Source organism: Pseudoalteromonas sp. SCSIO 43101 (assembly GCF_023650775.1).
GTDB lineage: Bacteria > Pseudomonadota > Gammaproteobacteria > Enterobacterales > Alteromonadaceae > Pseudoalteromonas > Pseudoalteromonas apostichopi.
This window is the reverse complement of the sequence record NZ_CP072673.1, coordinates 2912948-2935553: the sequence shown is the minus strand read 5'-3', so window position 1 is coordinate 2935553 and position 22606 is coordinate 2912948. Positions and strand designations below refer to the sequence as shown.

Below are 22606 nucleotides of genomic sequence, written 5' to 3'. Positions count from 1 at the left end.
GCAAACATGCGTAAATTACAACTTAAAAAACTAAATGTGATCACCATGATCAGTGCTGTTTGTTTATCTTTCTCTGTATGGGCTATCAGCCTTGATGATGCAAAGAGCCAAGGGCTAGTGGGTGAAAACAGCTCAGGCTATTTGGGTTTAGTGGTTAATAACAGTGAAGCAAAAGCGGTGGTTGAAGAAATAAATGCAAAGCGCAAAGAGCAATATTTAAAACTGGCGAAAAAGAACAACCTCTCTTTAGCGCAAGTTGAAGCACTTGCAGCCGCTAAAACTATCGAGAAAACTAAGCCGGGTCACTACATTGAAGTGAACGGTCAGTGGGTAAAAAAATAACTCACTTTATTAAACGAATCAGTACAAAACAGAAAAAGCCAGCACTGCTGGCTTTTTTACATTTACACGATTGACAAACATTAGCGTTTATCGATGCAGTTTTGTAACAATTGCTGCCAAAAGTCGATGCCTTTGCGCCTTGCAAGTTTAATATTGTGCTCCGGAATAGACTCTGGTTCATTGTAGTTATCTAACGCTTCGCTCATACTGGCTTCACGGATCAAATGCAGTGTCGGGTAAGGTGCACGGTTGGTATAATTTGCAGCATCGCTGTCATCACTGTCAGCAAAGACATAGTCAGGATGAAAGTTGGCTATTTGATATTTACCTTCATAACCTTGCGCTGCTAAAAGCGCATTGGCTAAATCGACTAAATCTAAGAACTCTTCAAAGTCCTTAAAGCCTTGTTCAAACATCAAAAGGGTTGTTTCGCGCTGTGCTTGCTGATCTAACTCGCTACACTGCTCAAGCATGTCCATTACTGCATCATCAAGTGTAATAGACTGACTGATTTGATAATGAATGCAATTGCTTTCAACTTCTTTACGGGCAAAGGGGCAGAAATTGTATTTTACGATTACGCTTGATACCCATTCGCGCATTTGTTTTTCTGGGCGATTCATCGCTTGTTTTGCAGTCACATTCTTTCTCTATTCTATTTCTCTAAATTACTTTTCTAAGTAAAGCTCAATTAAATTGACCGTTTTACTGATAGCACCTTGATTATTAGCAACGCATTTTGCAGCTTGTTGACCAAGCTTAATCGTCTTTTGTGGATTAGCACTCAAAGAGATAAGTGTGTCAGCTAGTTGGTTTTCATCGATGACAATTTTAGCTCCTTGAGCACTAATCAGCTCAGGATAAATATGGTCAAAGTTATAGGTATGAGGACCTGCTAATACCCCAACAGAAAACGCTGCTGACTCTAATGGATTATGGCCGCCTCGCTCTATTAAACTTCCGCCAACATAACTGATGTTTGCCACACCATATAAGCATTGTAACTCGCCTAAAGTATCAGCTAGCACAACTTGTTGGTTGTCATAGTTATCTTCACTACGACGACTAAAGTTCATCGTTGAGCTTTTTAATATCTCTGCGACTTTATCAAATTGCTCTGGGTGACGCGGAGCAATAATCAAAAGAGCGTTGGGTAAGGCTTTTAACAGCTTTTCATGAGCACTTAAAATAAGCTCATGTTCAACAGGGTGAGTGGAGCCTGCAACCCAGATAAATCGCTCGTTGTTATATTTGTTTTTAAGTGCTGCGACTTTATTTAATTGCTCATTTGTTGGCGTAATATCAAATTTAATTGAGCCAAATACGCGTGCCTTTTCAGGCTTTAAACCAAGCTCAATAAAACGTTTGGCATCATCTTGATTATGACTGGCAAGGTCGCTAATAGACTGCATTATCACTTTAGTTAAAGGTATTACCTTTTGGTAGCCCTGCTGTGATTTGGCTGAAAGTCTGGCATTTAACACAAGAACTTTTGTGCCGTAGCTGTTGCTTTGAGCCATAAGGTTAGGCCAAAGTTCAGTTTCTAAAATACACAGTACCTTTGGCTTGATACGTTTTAAAAATCGACGCGTAGCAAAGAAAAAATCAATCGGTAAATAACAGCTGCTAACAGAGTCTTTAAAGTTATTTTTTATTTGTTCGCGGCCTGTAGGGGTGTTACAGGTTACTAAAATAGTAAGCTCTGGATTTTCTGATTGAACGGCCTTGATAAGCGGGGTTGCCGCTAGCACTTCACCTACAGAGGCACAATGAAAAACAACATCGTGATGCGATAAATTCGAAAAGCCAAAGCGCTCAGCAAAGTGCTCACGGTAACCCTTATTCTTTTTACCACGTAAAACATACAGGTAGAAAATAACCAGTGGGCTTAGTAGGTATAAAAGTAAAGAGTATAAAATGCGCGCCATTGCCTAGCCTATATGGATAAAACGTTATGATAGCGTGGAACCTACGCGATCTAAATATAAAATGTTAAAAACGGTTATCAATGAGAGTTTTAAGTGTTTACTATTGGCTTATTTGGTAGTATTTCGGTTACTTAACAAATCAACGAAGCAATTATGAAATTTAAAATGATAAAAGCCTCGGTAATAGGTGCCTTACTAAGTTGCTCAATGCCTTTATTAGCAACGCCAACTGCTTATTTACCTATTGGTATGGATGCACAGCTTGATCATCAATTAGATACTTTGTTTGCACTAACAATTGGCACTCCTATGGCTAAGCCATATCGTTTAGCAGAAGTCGAAAAAGCACTTCTTTTACTAGCAAAGGACGAGCCGGGGTTAGCTGCTGTTATTCGTTCAAAAATAAAGCCGTATCAAAGTGATGATGCAATCACTCGTGTCGGTGTAAAATTACAAGTAGATACAGATAATACCAAGAAAATAGCTAATCAACGCGGACTTAGTTCTGATGAATGGGGGCAAGGCTTCTTCGAAGGTATTTGGCGTGCCAATGATTACACTTTAGTACAAGTTGGTGTTGATTATCGAGCAAAAGCAAATAAGTTTGTAAATTACAATTCCTTTATCAGCTTCGCAGGGAGAGATTTACAGTTAAACCTTGGCTATAAAGAGCACTGGTTTTCACCTTTTAAGCACTCTGCACAAATTATTTCTACCAATGCTAAAACTGCACCTTCGATTTCTTTGGGAATGGTAAAACCAGCTCATAACTGGTGGAATTTTGACTTTGAGCTTTATTATTCTGAACTTGAACATGTCGATAATGGCATTCTTTATCAAAATGAGCTTCATAGTGGCACACCAAAGCTTGCTGGAACGCATTTTAGTATTGAGCCGCTTGATGGTTGGAAGATTGGCCTTAATAGAATGATGCAGTTTGGCGGTGGGCCCCGTAAAGTAGATGCTGGTGATGTGGTTGACGCATTTTTTGATCCCGCAGGTAATGACAACTCAGGCCTCACTGGTAGTAAAGATAATGAGTTAGGTGACCAATACGTAACAATTACCAGCACTGTAAATTTTAATTGGGGAATGCCCGTTGAACTTTACTTTGAATATGGTGGTGAAGATACAAAAAATCATAAGAACTACCAATTTGGTAATACTGTTAGTAATTTTGGCTTCTTCTTACCAAAGCTGAGTAATAAAATGTCGCTTAGGTACGAATATACCAATATGCATAGTCTGTGGTACGTCAATGAGATATACCCAGTATATGGTAATACGGTTAGTGGTTTTGTAACGGGACATTATGCGGCTGATCAGCGATATACTGACTTGCATGCCAATGGCGTTGCGAGAGTTTACGCAGATGCACCTCCTACACAGGTGCACAGCATGGAGTTAACTTATAGTGAAAGCTACCGCTCATTCTGGCGCAGTAAGCTAACATTGATAGAAAATGAAAGTAACTATCTAAATGAGTGGGGTCAAACGACTGGCGATTATGAACGCGCCGTTGAGCTTCAACTAAGTAACACACGCCAATTAAATGAGCATACATTAGAGACAACTCTTACTTATGGTGAAGATGTATTTGGAGATAACTATACTTGGTTATCTGTTGCATATTTTTGGTAAGCAAAGCCGTTAATACTTTTTAAGGAATATCTATGTCAAATCTTGATTCAGTAGCGGCAAGCTACCTCGAAAGTTTAAATCGTCATCAAATGTTGTTTGAGACGATGGAAACCTACCACCCTGAAGTGATGCAATTACTTGAAGCATGCCACAGTGCTTTGCAAGCGGGTGGTAAGGTAATTTGGTTTGGTAATGGTGGTAGCGCGGCAGATGCTCAGCACTTAGCTGCTGAGTTTGTTGTGCGTTATAAATTGGAACGAGGTCCATTAGCTTCTATTGCATTGACAACGGACACCTCAATTTTAACCGCTCACAGTAATGACTATCATTTTGATACTGTATTTGAGCGTCAAGTGCAGGCGTTATGTAAGCCAGAAGATTTAGTGATTGGTTTAACTACCTCTGGTACTAGCCCTAACATCAACCTCGCCCTGGCAGCTGCAAATGAAATCGGCGCTTTTACAGTCGCATTAACAGGCCGAGATGGTGGTAAGGTAAAAGACATCGCTAAGTTACCAATTATCATTAAAAATGATGAAACAGCGCGTATTCAAGAAGCGCATATGTTCATCGGTCATTGGTTATGCGAAGCCATCGATATGGTTGTAGCGGAGCAAAAGTAATGGATTTAGCGTTACTAAAAAACCTTTCAAAGGCACGTATTTTAGTCGTTGGTGATGTCATGCTAGATAGATACTGGCATGGCGATTCAGGGCGTATTTCGCCTGAAGCTCCAGTACCTGTTGTAAAAGTCAGTAAGTTTGAAGACAAAGCAGGTGGCGCAGCCAACGTAGCAAAAAATATTGCACGTTTAGATGGTAAAGTGGGCTTGTTAGGCTTAGTTGGTGAAGACGAAAGCGGGCAAATTCTTGAAACAATTTTAAGTTCAGAAAAAATTGATTCGCAATTAGTCAGTGTTTGCGATTTACCAACTATTTCCAAAATGCGTGTTATTAGCCGTCATCAACAAGTTGTACGTCTTGATCTTGAAGAGACCTTTACTGAGCAACACAGCCAATTGTTACTAAACCGTTTAGAGCTGGTGTTAGATGACTACGATTTTGTGTTGTTTTCTGATTACAACAAAGGCTCTCTTAGCTTAATTCAACAAATGGTTCAGGTTGCAAAGAAAGCAGGTAAAACGGTACTTATCGACCCTAAATCATCCGACTTAAGCTTATATTGCGGTGCTGATTACATTACCCCTAACTTAAATGAGTTTAAGCTTGCTGGTGGTAAAACTGATTCTGAGCAAAGCTTAACTGATAGTGCTCGTAAGCTAATTAGTGAAGCGGGTATTGCCGCTATGCTATTAACTCGTTCAGAGCATGGTATGTCGTTAATCAGTCAGACAGATAAATTCGACTTTGCGGCCCAGCAGCTTGAAGTCAGTGATGTAACCGGCGCTGGTGATACCGTAATCGCGACGCTTGCAGTGATGCTTGGTGCGGGTATGGCAGCAAAAGATGCGGTTGAAATTGCCAATCTTGCTGCAGGTATTGCGGTAAGTAAACTTGGCGCAGCAACAGTATCGCCAGAAGAGTTGAGTCGTAAGCTTGGTCAATATTTACAGCAAACCGGTGAGCATTATCAAACACCATTTGAAGATGTGCTTCAGCACATTGAGTTTGCAAAACAAAATGGTGAAAAAATAGTTTTCACTAATGGTTGCTTTGATATTCTTCACGCTGGTCATGTGCGTTACCTTGCTCAGGCTAAAGCGCGTGGTGATAGGCTTGTTGTTGGCTTAAATAATGACGAATCAATCTCTCGCTTAAAAGGCCCAGAAAGACCAATTAATCCACTGGATGAACGTGCCATGGTATTAAGTGCGCTAGCATCAGTTGATTGGGTTATTCCGTTTGGCAGCATTGAAGAAAATGACACACCAGCAAAGCTAATCGAGCAAATTAGCCCTGATGTGCTAGTCAAAGGCGGCGATTACACCGTAGATCAAATTGCAGGTGCTGATCATGTTCTACGCCATGGCGGAAAAGTCGAAGTACTTGAGTTTCTTAATGGGTGCTCAACATCTAACGTTATTAGCAAAATTAAGTCTTAAGCAAAGCTTGGTAGTCACACAGCAGTGATTGCCAATCACTTTGATGCCAATGCATCACTTCGTTACGGCCTTGCTCTTTTGCAAATGAACGGGCAAGGCGTTTAATGTTTTCTTTTTGCCAACTGGCGTGCGGCTGTTTTATTTCGCCCCGGTCAAAGTCGATGATAAACACCTTTCCTGTATCATCGAATAAGATGTTATTGATGTTTAAGTCTGCGTGATATACCCCGTGATTATGAAACTCGCTGAGAGTCACAGCAATCGCTTTGAGTTCAGGTTGGCTGAGAGAGCGACTGATTAAAATATCTAACACACTTTTTGCCCCTGTCACCGCCTCGGTGATGATATCGCCGCGATAGATAAAGCCACTGGTGGTAATTTTTGCCGCAATAGGGTTTGGCACATTTAGACCAAGCTCACGCAAACGCATCATCAGCGCGAATTCTTTATAGACACGGGTTTGCTCTAAACCAAAATATAAATACTGGTCGCTCAGCAACTTACCTACTAAACCACCACGCCAATAGTGGCGCAGAACACCTGTAAGCTGTTGATGCTTAAAAAACCACGCTGTTGCGCGGCCTTTTTTAGCTCCGACTATTTTCTCTTGTTGTTGCCAATAACTGGCATCAAACCACTGTTGCGTGAGCTCATCTTTATAGGCTGGGTGACACAAAAGTGTGGTGTTTTGTAGATGCTGAGTTTCGAACATAACAACTTCAAGATTAAATAAAATTAGCCCTATCTTACCGTATTTTTAGCTTTTCGCATAAGTGCTTGCATTAGCATCAAGTTAATTTAAGATCGCATATTATTTGCTGTAGCTAAGGGCGCACGTGACTCAATCAACCTCCTATTCAGATATTTGTATTTTAAGGCTTTCAGCTATTGGTGATGTATGTCATGCCGTATCAGCAGTGCAAGCAATTCAAAAGGCACACCCGAAGGCAAAAATTACCTGGGTGATAGGTAAAGTTGAGGCTATGTTATTGGCCGATTTACCTGGTGTTGAGTTTGTTGTATTCGATAAAAAGCAGGGTAAACAGGCTTATCAGCAACTAAAAGAGACTTTCAAAGGTCGTAAATTTGATGTGCTATTACATATGCAGGTAGCACTAAGAGCGAATTTAGCAGCCCGTTGTATTCCAGCAAAAGTCAAAGTGGGGTTTGATTGGGCTCGTTCAAAAGAGTTACATAGCTTGTTTATTAATAAACGTATTGCCCCGCAATCAGAGGCTCATGTATTAGAAGGCTTTAAAGGCTTTGCTCAAGCTATTGGTACGCCTGATTACAAACCTCAATGGCAAATGCCAATTACCGAGCAGCACCAACAAGCAGCCGATGCGCTATTAGGTGAAGAGCGTTTAACCGGGCGTATTTTTGTTATCTCACCTGCGGCAAGTAAAAAAGAGCGTAACTGGTTACCCGAACGTTATGCTGCACTTGCTGAACATGCTTATCAACAAGGCTTTTCGGTGGTTATCACCGGCGGTCCAACGCCTTTAGAGAACGAACTAGCAGATCAAATTATCGCACATAGTTCTGCTCCTGTGCTTAACTTAGTAGGGAAAACCCAACTAAAAGAACTGCTATGTGTTTTGAAACGTTCGGCGTTAGTGTTAGCTCCTGATACTGGGCCTGCGCATATGGCTGTAACGGTAGGAACACCTGTTATAGGTTTGTATGCCCATTCAAACCCAAAACGCACAGGACCTTATTTGTATCAAGATTATGTTGTTGAGGTTTATCACCAAAATTTACTTGAACAAACTGGCAAAACGGCGCAAGAGCTACCTTGGGGAGTACGCGTTAAAGGGGCTGATTTAATGGCGCAAATAAGTGTCGAAAAGGTAATTTCGATGTTTGACTACGTGATACACAAAGAGCAACTGTAATGAGCAACGTTTTATTTTTAGACCGAGATGGTGTGGTCAATATTGATCATGGTTATGTATACAAACCACAAGAATTTGAATTTGTACCCGGTGTATTTGAGGCGTGCAAAGCCTTTGCGGATGCGGGTTATAAAATTGTGATAGTTACTAACCAGTCGGGTATTGGTCGCGGTTATTATTCAGAACAAGATTTTTCTAAGCTCACTGAGTGGATGAAAGGTGAATTTTTACGTCATGGCGTTGCTATTCTTGATGTGTATTTTTGCCCGCATCACCCAACCAAAGCGGAACCTGCCTATTTGCAAGAATGTAACTGTCGAAAGCCTGCTCCGGGTATGCTTTTACAAGCTATCAAAGAACATCAAATCGACCCATCACAAAGTATAATGGTGGGTGATAAGCTTGGCGACCTTATTGCCGCTGAGAGAGCCAATATCGCTACGCGTGTTTTAGTTCGTTCAGGGCAAAGTTATGCAGAATCAACAGAGCAACATGCCGATATTGTCTGTGAGTCTTTAGCTGATTTACCTACTTTGATTTTACAATCTTAGCAGGTAAGACCAGTTTTATTTCGCACGCCTCAAGGTGTGCGACGAACTGCAAACAGTGCAATTGTTCGCCTAAGCTTTTACAATAGGCGCAAAATTTAAAGTCATGCTAATCATTCCTGGTTAGGTACAAGAATATGTGGAGATTACAGATGAGAGCATCTGCGTTTTTTAATCAGTTGCAGCAGCAAATTGATGAAGTGAAAGCTGAAGGCTTATACAAAAGCGAGCGTGTTATCACGTCACAGCAACAGGCTCAAATTGAGGTTGCTTCTGGTGATAAGGTCATTAACTTTTGTGCTAATAATTACCTTGGCTTAGCAAATAGCCCAGAGTTAATTAAAGCAGCTCAACAAGGCCTTGACGACCACGGTTTTGGTGTTGCTTCTGTACGCTTTATTTGTGGTACTCAAGATATTCATAAAACCTTAGAGCAAAAGATCTCTGAGTTCTTAGAAACAGAAGATACTATTCTTTACTCATCATGTTTTGATGCAAACGCAGGTTTATTCGAAACAATCTTAGGCCCAGATGATGCAATTATCTCTGACGCTCTAAACCATGCTTCGATTATTGATGGTGTGCGCCTTTGTAAAGCAAAACGTTTCCGCTACGCAAATAACGACATGAGCGACCTTGAAAAGCAACTTATTGCTGCTGATGAAGCGGGTGCTAAAACAAAACTAATCGCAACTGACGGCGTTTTCTCAATGGACGGTGTTATTTGTAATCTTGAAGCGGTTTGTGACCTTGCAGATAAATATGATGCATTAGTAATGGTTGATGACTCACACGCTGTTGGTTTTGTTGGTGAAAATGGTAAAGGTACGCCGGAGTACTGTGGTGTACTAGATCGCGTTGATATCATTACAGGTACGCTCGGTAAAGCACTTGGTGGCGCATCGGGCGGTTACACATCAGGTAAAAAAGAGATTGTAGAGTGGTTACGTCAACGTTCTCGTCCTTATCTTTTCTCAAATTCACTTGCACCATCAATTGTTACAGCATCAATTAAAGTACTTGAAATGCTTAGCAATGGTGGCGAGTTACGCGCAAAACTATGGGATAACGCAAAATATTTCCGCGAACAAATGGAAGCAGCAGGATTTACTTGTGCAGGTAAAGACCATGCCATTATCCCTGTTATGTTAGGCGATGCTAAAGTTGCCTCAGCCATGGCTGACAAATTACTTGCTGAAGGTATTTACGTAACAGGTTTCTCATTCCCTGTAGTACCTAAAGGCCAAGCACGTATCCGTACGCAAATTTCTGCGGCGCATACAAAAGAGCAATTAGATACCGCTATTGCTGCCTTTACCCGTATTGGTAAAGAAATGGGTGTTATCTAATTTTATTTCTTAAACCGAAGCTATTGCTTCGGTTTTGTTTAATTGAGTGTGAATCATGAAAGCATTATCTAAATTAAAAGCAGAACCAGGGATCTGGATGACTGATGCGCCAAAGCCTGAAGTTGGCCATAACGATCTGCTTATTAAAATCCGCAAAACAGCAATTTGTGGAACTGATGTCCATATTTATAAATGGGATGAGTGGGCACAAAATACAATTCCTACGCCAATGGTTGTTGGCCACGAATATGTAGGTGAAGTGGTTGATATGGGCCAGGAGGTACGTGGTTTCCAAGTAGGTGACCGTGTTTCTGGTGAAGGACATATCACATGTGGTCACTGTCGTAACTGTCGTGCCGGACGCGTACATTTATGTCGTAACACAACTGGTGTGGGTGTTAACCGCGAAGGCGCATTTGCTGAATACCTTGTGATCCCAGCTTTCAACGCATTTAAAATTCCAGATAACATTTCTGATGAGTTAGCATCTATCTTTGACCCATTCGGTAATGCTGTACACACTGCGCTGTCGTTTGATTTAGTGGGTGAAGACGTATTAATCACAGGTGCAGGCCCAATTGGCATCATGGCTGCAGCTGTTGCTAAACATGTTGGTGCGCGTCATGTGGTTATCACTGATGTAAATGAATACCGCCTAGATTTAGCGCGTAAAATGGGTGCTACCCGTGCTGTAAACGTGGCTACTGATAACCTTGAAGATGTTATGAAAGAGCTCGGAATGACAGAAGGCTTTGATATTGGCCTTGAAATGTCGGGTGTGCCAGTTGCATTTAACAGCATGTTAAACAACATGAATCACGGTGGTAAAATCGCCATGCTAGGTATTCCACCTTCAGATATGGCGGTTGATTGGAACCAAGTTATTTTCAAAGGTCTAATCATTAAAGGTATTTACGGCCGTGAAATGTTTGAAACTTGGTACAAGATGGCGAGCTTAATCCAATCAGGTCTTGATCTGAAGCCAATTATCACTCACCAGTTCTCTGTGGATGACTTCCAAGCTGGCTTTGATACAATGATTTCAGGCCAATCAGGTAAAGTGATCCTTAACTGGGATTGATACCAAGTTGTTTGATAAGGCGGCTTTGGCCGCCTTTTTAGTTTAGAGAGTACTATGTCGTATAAACATATTTCAGTGAGCGAAACTTTTGCCCTGTTAGATAAAGAAGATGTTGTGATTGCTGATATTCGCGATCCTAACTCATTTCAAACTGGGCATATTCCAGGCGCTGAGCATTTATCAAATGCCAACATCAGTGATTTTATGATGCATAAAGAGTTTGATCAGCCAATTATCATCGTTTGTTATCATGGTGTGAGCTCTCAAGGTGCTGCGAGCTACTTAGTAGAGCAGGGGTTTGAAGACGTTTATAGTATGGATGGTGGTTTTACTGCTTGGCAGACACAACTTCCGGAGCATATTGAACGATGATTGAGTTGGGCAGCATAAATAATCCTCGCGCCGCACAAGGCTTTATAGATTACATCAAAAGTAAGGGGTTACATGGCGAGTTGCGCTCACAAGATGGACAAACCGTGATTATTTGTGTTGCCCCAGAGCACTTTCATCAAGCTCAACCACTTTGGCAGGAGTTTGCTGCTAATCCACATGACGAAAAATACCAGCAAGCTTCATGGCAGGTAGGAAGCACTCAATCGCCACTATTATATCAAGGTCAGTCACTTAACTTAAAAGCTCGCTTTAAAGCATTAAGTTGGCTAAATCGTACTGTTACATTAGTGTCGATTGTTATATTTGTAGCCTTCTTATTAGGTGGTTTTGAAACTATTTATAGTATGTTGCAGTTTAATCCTGCACAGCCTCTAACTTGGTTTACACCTGCCATTGTGCATTTTAGCGCTATCCATCTTATTTTTAATTTGATCTGGTGGATGACACTGGGTAACGATATAGAAAAACGTAGCGGTAAGTTAACTTTAGTTGGTTTATTTTTAGTTACTGCATTCATTAGTAACTGGGCACAGTTTTTAGTTGTAGGGCCGAACTTTGGTGGTTTAAGTGGCGTTGTTTATGGCTTACTGGGTTTTTGTTGGATTTACAGCGTAATGAGGCCATCAGAGCCGTCATTAGTAAGTAATAGCATCGTCGGTTTTATGCTGGTTTGGCTTATTTTAGGCTTTGTTGAATTGTTGCCCGTGAGTATGGCTAATTGGGCACATTTGGCGGGGTTATTAGCTGGAATGGCTTACGCCGTGTCTGACAAGCTGCTATCGCGTAAATAATACCAACCCGCAATAATACTTAATCATTTTGAGGGATTAAACCTGTCGCTAACTGCGTTAAAAATTTCTCATTTAGAACAACTAAATAACGAAATTTTTGCCTTGTTATCAACGAGGTTTTATTGCCTCAAAATAGACTACTTAATTAAGCGGATTGGTATAAAAATGGCGGCTAATGCCGCCATTTTACAATTAATGATATAAATACTTAGTAAATAACACTTCTCGGACAATCTCTTGTCCTGTTTCTTGTTTTAGTAGTGATTTTAGCTTCTCGGTACAGCGCTTTCTGATTTCTTCGCGGCCGGTAAGCGATTTAATATTTTCTTCTGGCTCTTTAGAGAGTATTTCAACAATCGCATCACGCAATAGCGGAGTGTGGTGTTCTACCACAGCAATATCTGACATATCATTAAGCATCAGATCCACCGTAATACGTACATATCCAAGCTTTTTATTACCTTGGCCTATGTAGTTGGTGATGATGTCAGGCTCAAAACCAAAGTAGCCAACATTTGATTCAGCCCGCACAGAGCAACTTGTTATTGCACTAACAAGCAGCATGCTTATCAAGTAAATTGATAACAATGACTTTTTCATAGTTAAGAATATTCCACCCTTTCAATGACTTTTAGTCTATACCCAAATTCACCTAAGATACAGGCTGTTCTGTGTTTTTTAACCTTGCTTGAGATTAAATCATGACTTTTTCGAAACGTGCAGCGATGATATCATTTGCATGTTTTTTTTAAATAATGAGTCGTTGTGATCACATTCCCAGTTTCACTAGCTGCAAATTGGCAGCCTGCTTCAGCATTTCCAGATTTGACGCAACAACAGCAAGGTTGGCTGCTTGAAGCTGGGTCATTAACGGCTAAGCTTAAAAGTCATTGTCAGGCTTTTTCAGTTGAAGTTTTAAACGAAGCACCTTTTGACTTAACCTGCGAGCAACAAGCGTTATTAAATACTTCTTTAAGTCAGGCATTAAACCGTGAAGTTTTACTTCTGTGTGATGGTAAACCAATGGTTTATGCTCAAAGCTGGTTGCCAGCGGATGATACATTAAAAAAGCAACAGTTGCTAAGTATGGGAACAAGACCGCTTGGCGATGTTATTTTTCAAGACCCAAGCTTATCGCGAACTGAAATCGAAGTTGCTGAGTTTTCACAGCAGCACGCTATTCAAGCTTTAACAGCTGAAATCGGCTACTCTTCACAACCATTGTGGGGAAGACGCAGTGTATTTAGCTTATCTAATGCTCATTTTCTCGTGGCTGAAGTATTCTTACCTGGAGCGTATATTTACCTATGAAGCTAGCTGCACTTAAGGTCGCACATATACCTTACTATAAACAGTTAATGCGTACCGATAAGCCAATTGGCACTTTACTATTGTTGTGGCCAACTTATTGGGCGCTGTGGCTTGCTGAGCTTGGCACACCGAGCTTATTAAATTTTGTGGTATTTAGTTTGGGTGTCTTTGTGATGCGCAGTGCCGGCTGTGTAATTAATGACTTTGCCGATCGTAAAATAGATGGCTCAGTTAAGCGCACAGCCCAGCGACCGCTGGCAGCAGGTTTGGTATCAAGTGGTGAAGCTTTGAGCTTGTTTGTATTGCTTATCGTGGTAGCGTTTGGTTTAGTGTTAACACTCGGATTGCCAACCATTTTACTGTCGTTTGGTGCTTTAGCTCTGGCGTTTTGTTATCCATTTATGAAGCGTTACACCCAATTACCGCAAGTTGTGCTTGGTGCTGCATTCAGCTGGGCTATTCCAATGGCCTATATGGCATCAATTGGCTCTGTACCATTAGAAGCTTGGTTATTATTTACAGCTAATCTTGTATGGACTGTGGCTTATGACACCATGTATGCCATGGTTGATAGAGATGATGATTTAAAAATTGGTGTTAAATCAACGGCAATATTGTTTGCCAGCTATGACAGACATATCATCTTTTTACTCAATGTTTTGTTTATTATGATTCTTGCTTACATTGGTAAGAGTAACAACCTTGCTTTGCCTTATTGGCTAGGGTTAATTGCAGCGATTGGTTTTTTACTCTATCAACAAACGCTTATTCATAATCGAGAGAGAGACCCTTGCTTTAAAGCATTTTTGAATAACCACTATGTCGGGTTGGTGGTTTTTATTGGTTTAGCAGCATCCTTGCCACTGCCATTTTAATTACCTTGGTGGGTCGATAATACCGCTGATTGAGGCATTTTTCCTGAACCAACCAGCAATGGAATAGCGAACATCGTGTGCCGGTAATACTTCATGCATAAAGCGCTCACTTTCAAACATAACCAGCAAACCAGCTTGAGGCTTTATGACAATTTCAATGTCTTTACTTTTTGGCTTGTAAATTACCAATTCACCACCTGATTCTGGCGTGTTCAAGTAACAAACCGTTGTGAAAATTCGATTCGAACGGCCTTTGAAAGCATCAAAATGCTTTTTATAAAAGTCACCTTGCTGATACTTTGCATAGTGGCATTCATAGTCGAATAACCCTAAATAAAAGCTACGGTTTAACTGTGTTTTTATCGCTTCCATGGTCGCCAGATAGGTAATTTGTGCTTGGCTTGAACTATCGAACCAAAAAGTTTTATCTTTTCGCACGGTTTTATCTATTTGTTGGTCGGTTAAACGGCCAATACCAGCAGTATGAAAATGTGGGTTAATTCGATAGCAATCAGCAATTAAATCAGCGATTAGGTTTTCATCAATGGCGTTTTCAACAACAGCATAGCCAGCCTGTTCGATGGCATCTAAATAAGAGTCGGAAATTAGTGGTGCGGTCATTCATATGCACAATCAAAAAAAGGTGAGTAAGTGTATATGAAAAAATGTGCGATGCACGCTTTTTATGCAATAAAAAAAAGGGGGGGGGCTAGCCTGATTCATTACAGGCTAACAGCATATAAAATAGCTTTTAGCTTTGGCTTGCTAACGCCGTTTTTTCAATGAGGTCAAGTAAATGACTAACATGAGAATTTTCATTGATTTGTTGGTTAGTTTGGATCACCAGCTGCTCGTGTGCGATACCTTTATTGGTTTTCAATAACAGTAAATCTGGGTCTGAAGAGACAATACTTGTGTGTTCAATACTGGCTATTGCGATGTGGTTTGACTTTTTAAGGCCATCCATTACTTGCTCAATGCTACCTACTTTTATACTTGATGTTTTATCAAAAGATTCAATTGCATCATTCAGCATAGATTGAACCTGTTTTGATTGAGAAAAGCAGCTGTACATTGGGTAGTCAGCAAAGTCGCGTTTACTGATATCGCTTTTATTGGCAAGTGGGTGGTTCTTAGCCACAAAAATAATGAGTTGATCGGGTAAATGAATATCGCTGCCAATGCTGTTCATTGCTTGCGAGCATACGCTGATATCAATTTCACCTAACTGCAGTTTACGCACAAGCTCGCTTTGTTCTTGTAACTGCATCTCGATTTTTACATGTGGATACTGCGCTAAAAATTGGCCGCAAGAAACAGGAACAACCGTGCTAGCTTTATTGGTATAACCGATAACTAATTTTTCGTTAGTGCAACCGTTTAAAGATTCGAATAAACGTTTTTTGGTCTCTTCAAGGTTGTCGAGGGTTTGTTTAGCGTACTCAAGGAAAAGTTCACCTTCTTTGGTTAGCTTAACTGAGCGTGTAGAGCGGGTAACTAGCTCATAGCCAATTTCATCTTCAAGCGTCTGAATACTGCGAGTTAACGCTGAAGTGCTGATTTGGGTTTTTTCTGCAGCTTGGCGAAAATGCCTCAGCACGCCTAGTGCCACAAATTGTTCAAGTTGTTCAAATCTCACTTTAATAGTCCCTTGTTATAAGTAAGCCTTTTTACATATAGGCGGTATTATTATACTTCACGGAAGGCATAGTAAATTATTGTACCTTTTTTGGGAAGTGTTTTACAGAAAAGTTACATCTAATCAGGGTAACGATCTTTAATCTCTAAGAAAAGTGGTAAATTTTCAAGTAATAAGTCGACAAGAATTGGATCAAAATGTTTCCCGCGTTGATCTTTTATAAGCGTTAAAGCCTCATCCAATGGCCATGCTTTCTTATAACAACGGTCGCTGCAAAGCGCGTCAAATACATCTGCTAGGGCGGTGATACGGCCAACTATATTGATATCGTCTGCTATTAAACCTTGCGGATATCCTGAACCATCCCACTTTTCATGATGCTGGTAGGAAATTAAAGCACCACATGTCAATATCTCGTTACTTGAATTTTTTAATATTTCGTAGCCGATTTCTGCATGGGTTTTCATTACTTCCCACTCATCATCAGTGAGTTTACCAGGCTTGTTTAAAATGTTATCGGGAATGCTGATCTTACCTATGTCATGTAAAGGTGAGGCAAGTTTAATGATTTCGCATTGAAATGGGTTTAGTTCTGAAAGCTGAGCAAGCAGTTCACTATATAAAGCAACACGTTTAACGTGGGAACCAGTTTCTTTAGAGCGTTTTTCTACAGCCTCACCGAGAATGTACGACAATTCTTTTTGTGATTCTTTTACCATTTCTCTGAGTTTTAAATTATCGTAAGCAAGCGCGATATTATTGGCATAAAACTCTAACAGTTGATGCTCTGTTGCTTGCAACTTACTACCTTTATGTACATAAAGCATGGTTTCTAGGCCAGCTTTGGTAGGAAAGTAACCAATGTAATCATTGCTTGTTTTTAGTGATGACTTACGCTCATGTGCATCTATAAATAAGTTTTTTACCTCATCTGGAATGGTATTTTGCTGTGGTGTAGGACCTACGCCTGAGGCAGCAAGAAGCTGGAAATCTTTTGCTGGAGACGATTGTAAGTTAACAGCCGCAGCACAATAGATTTGCGCATCATTAATTCCCATCACGTTAGTGACATGGCTTAAAATTGTTGAGGCGAACTCATGAACACTGTCACATTTTAAAAAATTTGCTGAAGCATTAATTATTTGTTCAAGACCATGCTTATGGCGGTCAATAATTTGAATATCACGATGTGCCCTTAAGGCTGAGTAGAGCAGGGTTTTAATTTTAATCGCGGTGAGCTCTGTTTTATTTTTGTAATCGTTGATGTCGTAATCGCGGATAATGGCTTCTTCAGGGGCTTCACCGGGCTGGCCTGTGCGCAGTATTAAACGAATATCGTGGTTTTCTATTTCATCGCGAATGAATTGAATAAGCTCAAGACCAGCATGGTTGGTTTCCATTACCACATCAACTAGGGCAACAGAAAAGGGAATATCTTTTTTTAAAAACTCTTTTGCTTCGGCCGCAGAATAGGCGTCATAAAAGCGCAGACCTTTATTTTCAAAACTGAACCCAGCTAATACTAGTTTCGTAACTTGGTGAATATCTTCTTCATCATCAACAACAAGAATATGCCAGTATTCAGGTTCTTCAGTTTCTATATTATTTTCTTCTAACTGTTCTTCAGAAAATAAGAAATCATCCACAAAAACACCACTTATTGTTGTATCTCATACAATAAGTATAGAGGCAGAAATTTACTCTGCCTTATCTGAAACTGGTTTTTTTTCGATATTCTTCAATTCGATTTCGATAGCGTGGCAGGAGATGTGGATCTCATACAAAGAGGTTAGAAGAGACAAGGCTAAGCAAGCGAGGCTGCTCCCAAATAAAATGATTCCAGTGGTATTAAACTCTATAAATAATGCAAACATCGATAAAGTACACATGAGAAAAGAGGCAACGCCATAGACCTGCATCACCCGAATGAGTTTGATACGTTTTCTTAAGTTGGTAATTTGTGCAACAACCAGTGGGCGGATACTTTCCCCTTCACGTGCATTGAGTTCTCGAATAAGCTGAGCAAGCACCAAAAAGCGGTTGGTATAAGCAAGTAACAGTAAAGAAATTGCAGGGAATAACAATCCCGGTGTTGTTAAAGTCATATGGTTACCTTGAAATAAGCGTTGCAGCGAAGTCAATTGCTAGCGTAGTTTAGGATTTAAAGATAAAAAAGTAAAAGAGAAGTGATTTGCAAAACAAGAATTTAAATCAACCAAACAAGCCGGACCCATTTTCTTGGGTGAAAGTATTTCAAGCTGAAAATGGCTTAGAAGCAAATATTATTAAAGGGCTTTTACAAAGTAAGGGGATAGAATCTCAATTACAAGGTGAGCTTTTACAGGGAGCACTTGGGGAGATCCCATTTGAACAAACGGGGGTTGATATACTTGTTTACGCATTAAAAGAGCGCCAGGCGCAAGAAATATTGCTAAACTACCGACAATTAAAACAATCGGCTCCTGACTGGGTATGCCCTAAGTGTCTTGAGCTTAACGGAGCAACATTTGAAATATGTTGGTCTTGTGGGACTGTAAAGAATGACGAAAGCGAATAATTTTCAACGTATTAGAGAATTAAACTATTTGCAAAAAGCAGTGTTAGGTGGAGCTTTACTTGAGCGTATGCTGCCTAATTACAGCTTATTTAGTGAAGCAACAGGGTTTGGTGATGCAGCGGTTTTTCGAAGCGCACTTAGTGTCTGCTGGGAAAAAATATTACTGCCAAAAAGTAAGATCAGCCTTGAAAAGCAAATTGAAAAAATAGAACCGAATGTGCCAGAGCTCACTGACTTTGATATGTTTGGGGCTTATCCGGCAATTGATACTGCTACAGCTCTGCTTGGTATGCTGCACGGTTTAATAGCTAAAGATGAACAAGAGTTTTTGAATATTAGTAAAATTTCACAGGCTTCAGTGGCTCGCTTTATTGAGTACCAACTAACAGTAGATGGTGAAGTGGCAGACAACAAAGCTGTCCGTGAACACCCTTTAATGCAATATGAAATTGATGTGCTTGCAGAGCTTATTGATTTTGTAGAGCAAATGGGCCGAATTACTTCAGAGAACGTAAAAGAGCTTAAACAACTAGCGGTTTCTGATGGCCAAACCAACATTGGTATTGCAATTTAATATTCAGTAATGCGTATTTTCACTGTAAAATGCGCATTTGTTTTTTCTTGGCGGAGTAATTGATGCGAATTTTAGGTATTGAATCATCATGTGATGAAACGGGTATTGCCATTTATGATGATGAACAAGGCTTATTAGCACATCAACTGTATAGCCAAGTAAAAGTGCATGCCGATTACGGTGGCGTGGTCCCTGAACTAGCTTCACGCGATCACGTACGTAAAACTTTACCTTTAATTGATGCGGCATTTGCGCAAGCTGGCTGTGGTCCAGAAGACTTAGATGGTATTGCTTACACCGCAGGGCCCGGACTTGTTGGTGCACTCTTGGTGGGAACCTCAATTGGTCGCTCACTGGCTTATGGCTGGAATATTCCAGCAGTCGCTGTGCATCATATGGAAGGCCACCTACTTGCGCCAATGCTAGAAGAAGACAAACCAGAGTTTCCGTTTATCGCGCTTTTAGTGTCTGGTGGTCATACCATGATGGTTAAAGTATCTGGTATTGGTGAGTATGAAGTATTAGGTGAGTCAGTTGATGACGCTGCAGGTGAAGCATTCGATAAAACAGCGAAGTTGTTAGGCCTTGATTATCCAGGTGGTCCACGTTTAGCAAAGCTTGCTGAGCAAGGCACACCAGAGCGTTTTGTGTTCCCGCGTCCGATGACCGATAAACCTGGCTTAGATTTTAGTTTTAGTGGTTTAAAAACAGCAGCGTCGCTCGCTATTCGTGATAGCGATGACGATGAGCAAACTAAAGCAGATATTGCCCATGCATTTCAAACAGCTGTTATTGATACCCTAATTATTAAATGTAAACGAGCTTTAAAACAAACAGGTATCAAACGTTTAGTTATTGCTGGTGGCGTGAGTGCTAACGTGCAATTACGTGCTCAACTAGAACGAGTTATGCAAGGTATGAAAGGGCGAGTGTATTACCCGCGCACAGAGTTTTGTACAGATAACGGTGCAATGATTGCTTATGCAGGTATGCAGCGTTTGAAAGCAGGTCAATTCGCGAGCCTCGATATGAAAACTAAGCCACGCTGGCCTATTGATTCACTCGAAGCGCTTTAATTTATAGCACTACTCTTGTTCAGGGGCTTTTTTCTTAGCCCCTATTTTAGGTTCTTCCCCAGCCATCAAGCGAGTAATATTTGCTCTGTGGCGGAAAATTATCAGTACGGTTAGAAAGGTAACAGGCAAAGTATACAAGGGCTTTATCCACCAGGTATAAAGAGGCGCTAATGAAACTGTTACCAGTGCCGCAAGTGATGAATAACGCGTGATAGCAACAATTAAGATCCAGGTTGCAATTAACATCCCACCTAGCGATAAACCAATAGGTAATAAAGTACCAAAGGCAGTTGCAACCGCTTTACCGCCTTTAAAACTAAAAAACAGTGGGTACATATGCCCTAGACAGGCTGCTACACCAATTAGACCTAACATTAGAGGATCTATTTTTAAAAAGTAGGCACCCCAAACTGGGATCGTCCCTTTTAAAATATCAAAGACAAGAACTAAAACAGCGGGGACTTTTCCGCCTAGGCGATAAACATTTGTTGCACCAGGGTTATTCGATCCATGACTGCGTGGGTCTGGTAGTTTAAACAGCCGTGATACAAGGATAGCGGAAGAGACCGATCCCAGTATGTAAGCTAAAACTAACATTAAAACTTCTAACACGCGCTTCCTTATTTTTTAATCTGCACTTTTGGGCTATCATTGGCGGCAAAACCATCTGCCGCTCTCATCGAGTAGAATGTACGCACCATATTGCAATGCATCTATCCGTTATTGTAGGGGTAATTTTTATATATTAAAACAGTATGACAGCTTATATAGCGCATTATTGAAATCAATAAGCGTTTAGGATGAGTATTGTTTTAAAATATTTATGTCACTTGGAGTATCAATGGACAAGGTATATATATCACAACTACATGTAGACACCATCATTGGCGTGTATGATTTTGAAAAAGAAAGTAAACAAAGCCTGTATTTTGATATCGAAATGTTATGTGATATTTCAGCCGCTGCGGCGACGGATGATATAAATTTAGCACTTGATTATGCCAAAGTGAGCGAGCGAGTTATTGAGCATACTACGGCAAAGCCTGTTGAGTTACTTGAGACCTTAGTTGAGCAATTGGCTGCAATGATCCTTAGTGAGTTTGCGACCAGTCAAGTGACTATTCGTGTGAGTAAGCCGGCTGCGGTACCACAAGCTAAAACGGTGGGAGTCGAAATCACCCGTCGTAAGGCTAACTGATTATGGCGCAAATTTTTATAAGTCTTGGCTCTAATGTTAATAAAGAGCACTACCTGAGACAGGCGCTTATTGCCCTAAAGCCTTACTTTCCTGACTATAAACACTCGTCAGTTTATGAGAGTGAGGCAGTTGGCTTTGCAGGGAACAATTTTTATAACTCTGTGATTGCTGCTCAAACAGATATGCCATTAACCGAACTGTGTAAACTTCTGAAGAAGATTGAACTTGATAACGGTCGCACCCGCGAGGATAAAAAATTTAGCCCGCGCACTTTAGATCTAGATTTATTGTTTTATGATGACATTATCTGCGACTCGCCTGCGCAGTTACCTCGTGACGAAATTACCAAAAATGCGTTTGTACTACAGCCATTAGCTGAAGTAGCCCCTAACTTTTTTCATCCCGTAGCTAAGCTAACTTTAGCTGAACTATGGAAAAATTATAACAATCCGCAACAAAAACTATGGAAGGTGGAGTTTTCTAACCCATGAGTATTATTGAGATAATTGTTCTAGCCTTAATTCAAGGATTGACTGAGTTTTTACCTATTTCGAGCTCAGCACATTTAATTTTACCCTCACAAGTTTTAGGCTGGCACGACCAAGGCTTAGCATTTGATGTGGCGGTTCACGTTGGTACTTTAGGTGCCGTGGTACTGTATTTTCGTAAAGAAGTAGTGGATATTCTTGGCGCTTGGTTTAAATCGTTTGGATCACAAGGCGCAACTGATGACAGCCGTTTAGGTTGGTGGATTATTGTTGCGACTATTCCTGCATTATTAATCGGTTACCTATTTAAAGACTTTGTAGAAAGCTACTCACGTAATGCCTGGGTTATTGCAACCTCGACTATCGTATTTGGTTTACTGCTTTGGTATGCCGATGCTAAAGCAAAACAAGTTAAGAATATTTACCAAGTAAACTTTTTTAGTGCGTTATTACTGGGTTTTTCGCAAGTGCTAGCGATGGTATTTCCGGGGACATCGCGTTCTGGTATTACCATTACAGTGGGTTTAATGCTGGGTCTTAACAAGCAAAGTGCTGCGCGTTTCTCGTTTTTAATGTCGATTCCGGTTATTGCAGCTGCAGGTTCATATTATGTGTATCAATTGGCAACAGCGGGTGAAGCGATTGATTGGCATGCTATTTTATTAGGCGCTGCATTATCATTTGTATCAGCGTATGCATGTATTTTCTTTTTCTTAAAAGTAATTGAGCGCATGGGCATGATGCCATTTGTTATCTACCGCTTACTATTAGGCGTTGGTTTGTTTGCATTCTTAATGCTGTAAAATAGGCGCTCACTTCAATTAAAAAACACCTCAAATTGAGGTGTTTTTTATGTTG

Annotated in this window: 27 protein-coding genes; 18 read left to right on the top strand and 9 right to left on the bottom strand. The window is 40.5% G+C overall.

The window, feature by feature from the left end:
• Positions 1 to 6: 6 nt before the first annotated feature.
• Entirely contained in the window at positions 7 to 342 is a 336-nt protein-coding gene (locus J8Z25_RS13650; RefSeq protein WP_130050624.1) for a YdbL family probable chaperone protein, read from the top strand.
• Between the two features lie 80 nt (positions 343 to 422).
• On the opposite strand, the gene J8Z25_RS13645 is transcribed toward J8Z25_RS13650, so the two are convergent.
• Positions 423 to 965 (bottom strand): DUF1415 domain-containing protein, encoded by a 543-nt coding sequence (locus J8Z25_RS13645; protein WP_130052249.1) that lies wholly within the window; start codon positions 963 to 965, stop codon positions 423 to 425.
• 45 nt (positions 966 to 1010) lie between these two features.
• Complete coding sequence (gene waaA / locus J8Z25_RS13640) at positions 1011 to 2270, bottom strand: lipid IV(A) 3-deoxy-D-manno-octulosonic acid transferase (protein WP_250661196.1); 1260 nt, start codon at positions 2268 to 2270, stop codon at positions 1011 to 1013.
• 153 nt (positions 2271 to 2423) lie between these two features.
• Between waaA and J8Z25_RS13635 the strand changes: the two genes are divergently transcribed.
• The 3 genes from J8Z25_RS13635 to hldE are packed head-to-tail and all read left to right on the top strand — an operon-like array spanning position 2424 to position 5973.
• Positions 2424 to 3911 (top strand): capsule assembly Wzi family protein, encoded by a 1488-nt coding sequence (locus tag J8Z25_RS13635; RefSeq protein WP_130050626.1) that lies wholly within the window; start codon positions 2424 to 2426, stop codon positions 3909 to 3911.
• Between the two features lie 32 nt (positions 3912 to 3943).
• Entirely contained in the window at positions 3944 to 4534 is a 591-nt protein-coding gene (locus J8Z25_RS13630) for a D-sedoheptulose-7-phosphate isomerase (protein ID WP_054560969.1), read from the top strand.
• Positions 4534 to 5973: a bifunctional D-glycero-beta-D-manno-heptose-7-phosphate kinase/D-glycero-beta-D-manno-heptose 1-phosphate adenylyltransferase HldE gene (hldE, locus tag J8Z25_RS13625; RefSeq protein ID WP_130050627.1), complete on the top strand. Its 1440-nt coding sequence runs from the start codon at positions 4534 to 4536 to the stop codon at positions 5971 to 5973. Before J8Z25_RS13630 ends, hldE begins: the two co-directional genes overlap by 1 nt.
• Here hldE and J8Z25_RS13620 read toward each other — a convergent pair.
• Complete coding sequence (locus J8Z25_RS13620; RefSeq protein ID WP_178927387.1) at positions 5963 to 6685, bottom strand: 3-deoxy-D-manno-octulosonic acid kinase; 723 nt, start codon at positions 6683 to 6685, stop codon at positions 5963 to 5965. The genes hldE and J8Z25_RS13620 overlap by 11 nt on opposite strands.
• Positions 6686 to 6809: 124 nt before the next feature.
• On the opposite strand from J8Z25_RS13620, the gene J8Z25_RS13615 reads away from it, so the two are divergent.
• The 6 genes from J8Z25_RS13615 to glpG all read left to right on the top strand — a co-directional run bounded on the left by J8Z25_RS13615 (position 6810) and on the right by glpG (position 12030).
• A complete protein-coding gene (locus J8Z25_RS13615; protein WP_250661195.1) occupies positions 6810 to 7868 on the top strand; it encodes a glycosyltransferase family 9 protein in 1059 nt (352 codons plus the stop codon).
• Positions 7868 to 8419, top strand: coding sequence for a D-glycero-beta-D-manno-heptose 1,7-bisphosphate 7-phosphatase (gene gmhB, locus J8Z25_RS13610; protein WP_130050630.1), 552 nt, complete (start codon positions 7868 to 7870; stop codon positions 8417 to 8419). Before J8Z25_RS13615 ends, gmhB begins: the two co-directional genes overlap by 1 nt.
• Positions 8420 to 8568: 149 nt before the next feature.
• The gene (locus J8Z25_RS13605; RefSeq protein WP_054560964.1) at positions 8569 to 9765 is read left to right on the top strand and encodes a glycine C-acetyltransferase; all 1197 of its coding nucleotides are present in this window, start codon (positions 8569 to 8571) and stop codon (positions 9763 to 9765) included.
• A gap of 55 nt (positions 9766 to 9820) precedes the next feature.
• Positions 9821 to 10846 carry an L-threonine 3-dehydrogenase gene (tdh, locus tag J8Z25_RS13600; protein WP_130050631.1) on the top strand — a complete coding sequence of 342 codons (1026 nt, stop codon included), beginning with the start codon at positions 9821 to 9823 and terminating at the stop codon, positions 10844 to 10846.
• A 54-nt stretch (positions 10847 to 10900) separates the two neighbouring features.
• Positions 10901 to 11218 carry a thiosulfate sulfurtransferase GlpE gene (gene glpE / locus J8Z25_RS13595; protein WP_130050632.1) on the top strand — a complete coding sequence of 106 codons (318 nt, stop codon included), beginning with the start codon at positions 10901 to 10903 and terminating at the stop codon, positions 11216 to 11218.
• A complete protein-coding gene (gene glpG / locus J8Z25_RS13590) occupies positions 11215 to 12030 on the top strand; it encodes a rhomboid family intramembrane serine protease GlpG (RefSeq protein WP_130050633.1) in 816 nt (271 codons plus the stop codon). Before glpE ends, glpG begins: the two co-directional genes overlap by 4 nt.
• Positions 12031 to 12222: 192 nt before the next feature.
• Here glpG and J8Z25_RS13585 read toward each other — a convergent pair whose 3' ends face one another.
• Positions 12223 to 12594 carry a flagellar basal body-associated protein FliL gene (locus J8Z25_RS13585; protein WP_372799653.1) on the bottom strand — a complete coding sequence of 124 codons (372 nt, stop codon included), beginning with the start codon at positions 12592 to 12594 and terminating at the stop codon, positions 12223 to 12225.
• A gap of 201 nt (positions 12595 to 12795) precedes the next feature.
• Between J8Z25_RS13585 and J8Z25_RS13580 the strand changes: the two genes are divergently transcribed.
• Entirely contained in the window at positions 12796 to 13341 is a 546-nt protein-coding gene (locus tag J8Z25_RS13580) for a chorismate--pyruvate lyase family protein (protein WP_130050635.1), read from the top strand.
• Positions 13338 to 14216: a 4-hydroxybenzoate octaprenyltransferase gene (gene ubiA / locus J8Z25_RS13575; protein ID WP_130050636.1), complete on the top strand. Its 879-nt coding sequence runs from the start codon at positions 13338 to 13340 to the stop codon at positions 14214 to 14216. Before J8Z25_RS13580 ends, ubiA begins: the two co-directional genes overlap by 4 nt.
• Here ubiA and J8Z25_RS13570 read toward each other — a convergent pair whose 3' ends face one another.
• The 4 genes from J8Z25_RS13570 to J8Z25_RS13555 all read right to left on the bottom strand — a co-directional run bounded on the left by J8Z25_RS13570 (position 14217) and on the right by J8Z25_RS13555 (position 17960).
• Positions 14217 to 14837 (bottom strand): 2OG-Fe(II) oxygenase, encoded by a 621-nt coding sequence (locus J8Z25_RS13570; RefSeq protein ID WP_130050637.1) that lies wholly within the window; start codon positions 14835 to 14837, stop codon positions 14217 to 14219.
• A 130-nt stretch (positions 14838 to 14967) separates the two neighbouring features.
• Complete coding sequence (locus J8Z25_RS13565; RefSeq protein WP_130050638.1) at positions 14968 to 15855, bottom strand: LysR family transcriptional regulator; 888 nt, start codon at positions 15853 to 15855, stop codon at positions 14968 to 14970.
• Positions 15856 to 15974: 119 nt separating this feature from the next.
• Entirely contained in the window at positions 15975 to 17501 is a 1527-nt protein-coding gene (locus J8Z25_RS13560) for a response regulator (protein WP_250661194.1), read from the bottom strand.
• Between the two features lie 51 nt (positions 17502 to 17552).
• Positions 17553 to 17960, bottom strand: coding sequence for a DUF2721 domain-containing protein (locus J8Z25_RS13555; RefSeq protein ID WP_130050640.1), 408 nt, complete (start codon positions 17958 to 17960; stop codon positions 17553 to 17555).
• Positions 17961 to 18046: 86 nt separating this feature from the next.
• Here J8Z25_RS13555 and J8Z25_RS13550 point away from each other — a divergent pair, with 86 nt between their 5' ends.
• The 3 genes from J8Z25_RS13550 (at position 18047) to tsaD (ending at position 20062) form a co-directional block, all read left to right on the top strand.
• Complete coding sequence (locus tag J8Z25_RS13550; RefSeq protein WP_130050641.1) at positions 18047 to 18412, top strand: putative signal transducing protein; 366 nt, start codon at positions 18047 to 18049, stop codon at positions 18410 to 18412.
• Positions 18396 to 18986, top strand: a complete 591-nt coding sequence (locus J8Z25_RS13545) for a YjaG family protein (protein WP_130050642.1) — start codon at positions 18396 to 18398, stop codon at positions 18984 to 18986. Before J8Z25_RS13550 ends, J8Z25_RS13545 begins: the two co-directional genes overlap by 17 nt.
• A 62-nt stretch (positions 18987 to 19048) precedes the next feature.
• Positions 19049 to 20062 carry a tRNA (adenosine(37)-N6)-threonylcarbamoyltransferase complex transferase subunit TsaD gene (gene tsaD / locus J8Z25_RS13540; RefSeq protein ID WP_054560954.1) on the top strand — a complete coding sequence of 338 codons (1014 nt, stop codon included), beginning with the start codon at positions 19049 to 19051 and terminating at the stop codon, positions 20060 to 20062.
• Between the two features lie 9 nt (positions 20063 to 20071).
• On the opposite strand, the gene plsY is transcribed toward tsaD, so the two are convergent.
• Complete coding sequence (gene plsY, locus J8Z25_RS13535; RefSeq protein ID WP_130050643.1) at positions 20072 to 20674, bottom strand: glycerol-3-phosphate 1-O-acyltransferase PlsY; 603 nt, start codon at positions 20672 to 20674, stop codon at positions 20072 to 20074.
• 229 nt (positions 20675 to 20903) lie between these two features.
• Between plsY and folB the strand changes: the two genes are divergently transcribed.
• Genes folB through J8Z25_RS13520 form a run of 3 tightly spaced genes read left to right on the top strand, consistent with a single transcriptional unit; the run spans position 20904 to position 22551 of the window.
• A complete protein-coding gene (gene folB / locus J8Z25_RS13530; protein WP_167658529.1) occupies positions 20904 to 21260 on the top strand; it encodes a dihydroneopterin aldolase in 357 nt (118 codons plus the stop codon).
• A gap of 2 nt (positions 21261 to 21262) precedes the next feature.
• Positions 21263 to 21751: a 2-amino-4-hydroxy-6-hydroxymethyldihydropteridine diphosphokinase gene (gene folK, locus J8Z25_RS13525; protein WP_130050645.1), complete on the top strand. Its 489-nt coding sequence runs from the start codon at positions 21263 to 21265 to the stop codon at positions 21749 to 21751.
• Positions 21748 to 22551, top strand: a complete 804-nt coding sequence (locus tag J8Z25_RS13520) for an undecaprenyl-diphosphate phosphatase (protein WP_130050646.1) — start codon at positions 21748 to 21750, stop codon at positions 22549 to 22551. The genes folK and J8Z25_RS13520 overlap by 4 nt, the downstream gene beginning before the upstream one ends.
• Positions 22552 to 22606 lie beyond the last annotated feature (55 nt).

Excerpts from the sequence above, each read along its gene's own strand:
- J8Z25_RS13620 (WP_178927387.1), bottom strand. The coding sequence starts at position 6,685 with ATGTTCGAAACTCAGCATCTACAAAACACCACACTTTTGTGTCACCCA.
- J8Z25_RS13555 (WP_130050640.1), bottom strand. The coding sequence starts at position 17,960 with ATGACTTTAACAACACCGGGATTGTTATTCCCTGCAATTTCTTTACTG.
- glpG (WP_130050633.1), top strand. The coding sequence starts at position 11,215 with ATGATTGAGTTGGGCAGCATAAATAATCCTCGCGCCGCACAAGGCTTT.
- ubiA (WP_130050636.1), top strand. The coding sequence starts at position 13,338 with ATGAAGCTAGCTGCACTTAAGGTCGCACATATACCTTACTATAAACAG.
- J8Z25_RS13570 (WP_130050637.1), bottom strand. The coding sequence starts at position 14,837 with ATGACCGCACCACTAATTTCCGACTCTTATTTAGATGCCATCGAACAG.
- J8Z25_RS13650 (WP_130050624.1), top strand. The coding sequence starts at position 7 with ATGCGTAAATTACAACTTAAAAAACTAAATGTGATCACCATGATCAGT.
- gmhB (WP_130050630.1), top strand. The coding sequence starts at position 7,868 with ATGAGCAACGTTTTATTTTTAGACCGAGATGGTGTGGTCAATATTGAT.
- folK (WP_130050645.1), top strand. The coding sequence starts at position 21,263 with ATGGCGCAAATTTTTATAAGTCTTGGCTCTAATGTTAATAAAGAGCAC.
- waaA (WP_250661196.1), bottom strand. The coding sequence starts at position 2,270 with ATGGCGCGCATTTTATACTCTTTACTTTTATACCTACTAAGCCCACTG.
- J8Z25_RS13545 (WP_130050642.1), top strand. The coding sequence starts at position 18,396 with ATGACGAAAGCGAATAATTTTCAACGTATTAGAGAATTAAACTATTTG.
- J8Z25_RS13645 (WP_130052249.1), bottom strand. The coding sequence starts at position 965 with ATGAATCGCCCAGAAAAACAAATGCGCGAATGGGTATCAAGCGTAATC.
- J8Z25_RS13635 (WP_130050626.1), top strand. The coding sequence starts at position 2,424 with ATGAAATTTAAAATGATAAAAGCCTCGGTAATAGGTGCCTTACTAAGT.
- tsaD (WP_054560954.1), top strand. The coding sequence starts at position 19,049 with ATGCGAATTTTAGGTATTGAATCATCATGTGATGAAACGGGTATTGCC.
- J8Z25_RS13585 (WP_372799653.1), bottom strand. The coding sequence starts at position 12,594 with ATGCTGCTTGTTAGTGCAATAACAAGTTGCTCTGTGCGGGCTGAATCA.
- glpE (WP_130050632.1), top strand. The coding sequence starts at position 10,901 with ATGTCGTATAAACATATTTCAGTGAGCGAAACTTTTGCCCTGTTAGAT.
- folB (WP_167658529.1), top strand. The coding sequence starts at position 20,904 with ATGGACAAGGTATATATATCACAACTACATGTAGACACCATCATTGGC.
- tdh (WP_130050631.1), top strand. The coding sequence starts at position 9,821 with ATGAAAGCATTATCTAAATTAAAAGCAGAACCAGGGATCTGGATGACT.
- J8Z25_RS13605 (WP_054560964.1), top strand. The coding sequence starts at position 8,569 with ATGAGAGCATCTGCGTTTTTTAATCAGTTGCAGCAGCAAATTGATGAA.
- J8Z25_RS13520 (WP_130050646.1), top strand. The coding sequence starts at position 21,748 with ATGAGTATTATTGAGATAATTGTTCTAGCCTTAATTCAAGGATTGACT.
- J8Z25_RS13630 (WP_054560969.1), top strand. The coding sequence starts at position 3,944 with ATGTCAAATCTTGATTCAGTAGCGGCAAGCTACCTCGAAAGTTTAAAT.
- hldE (WP_130050627.1), top strand. The coding sequence starts at position 4,534 with ATGGATTTAGCGTTACTAAAAAACCTTTCAAAGGCACGTATTTTAGTC.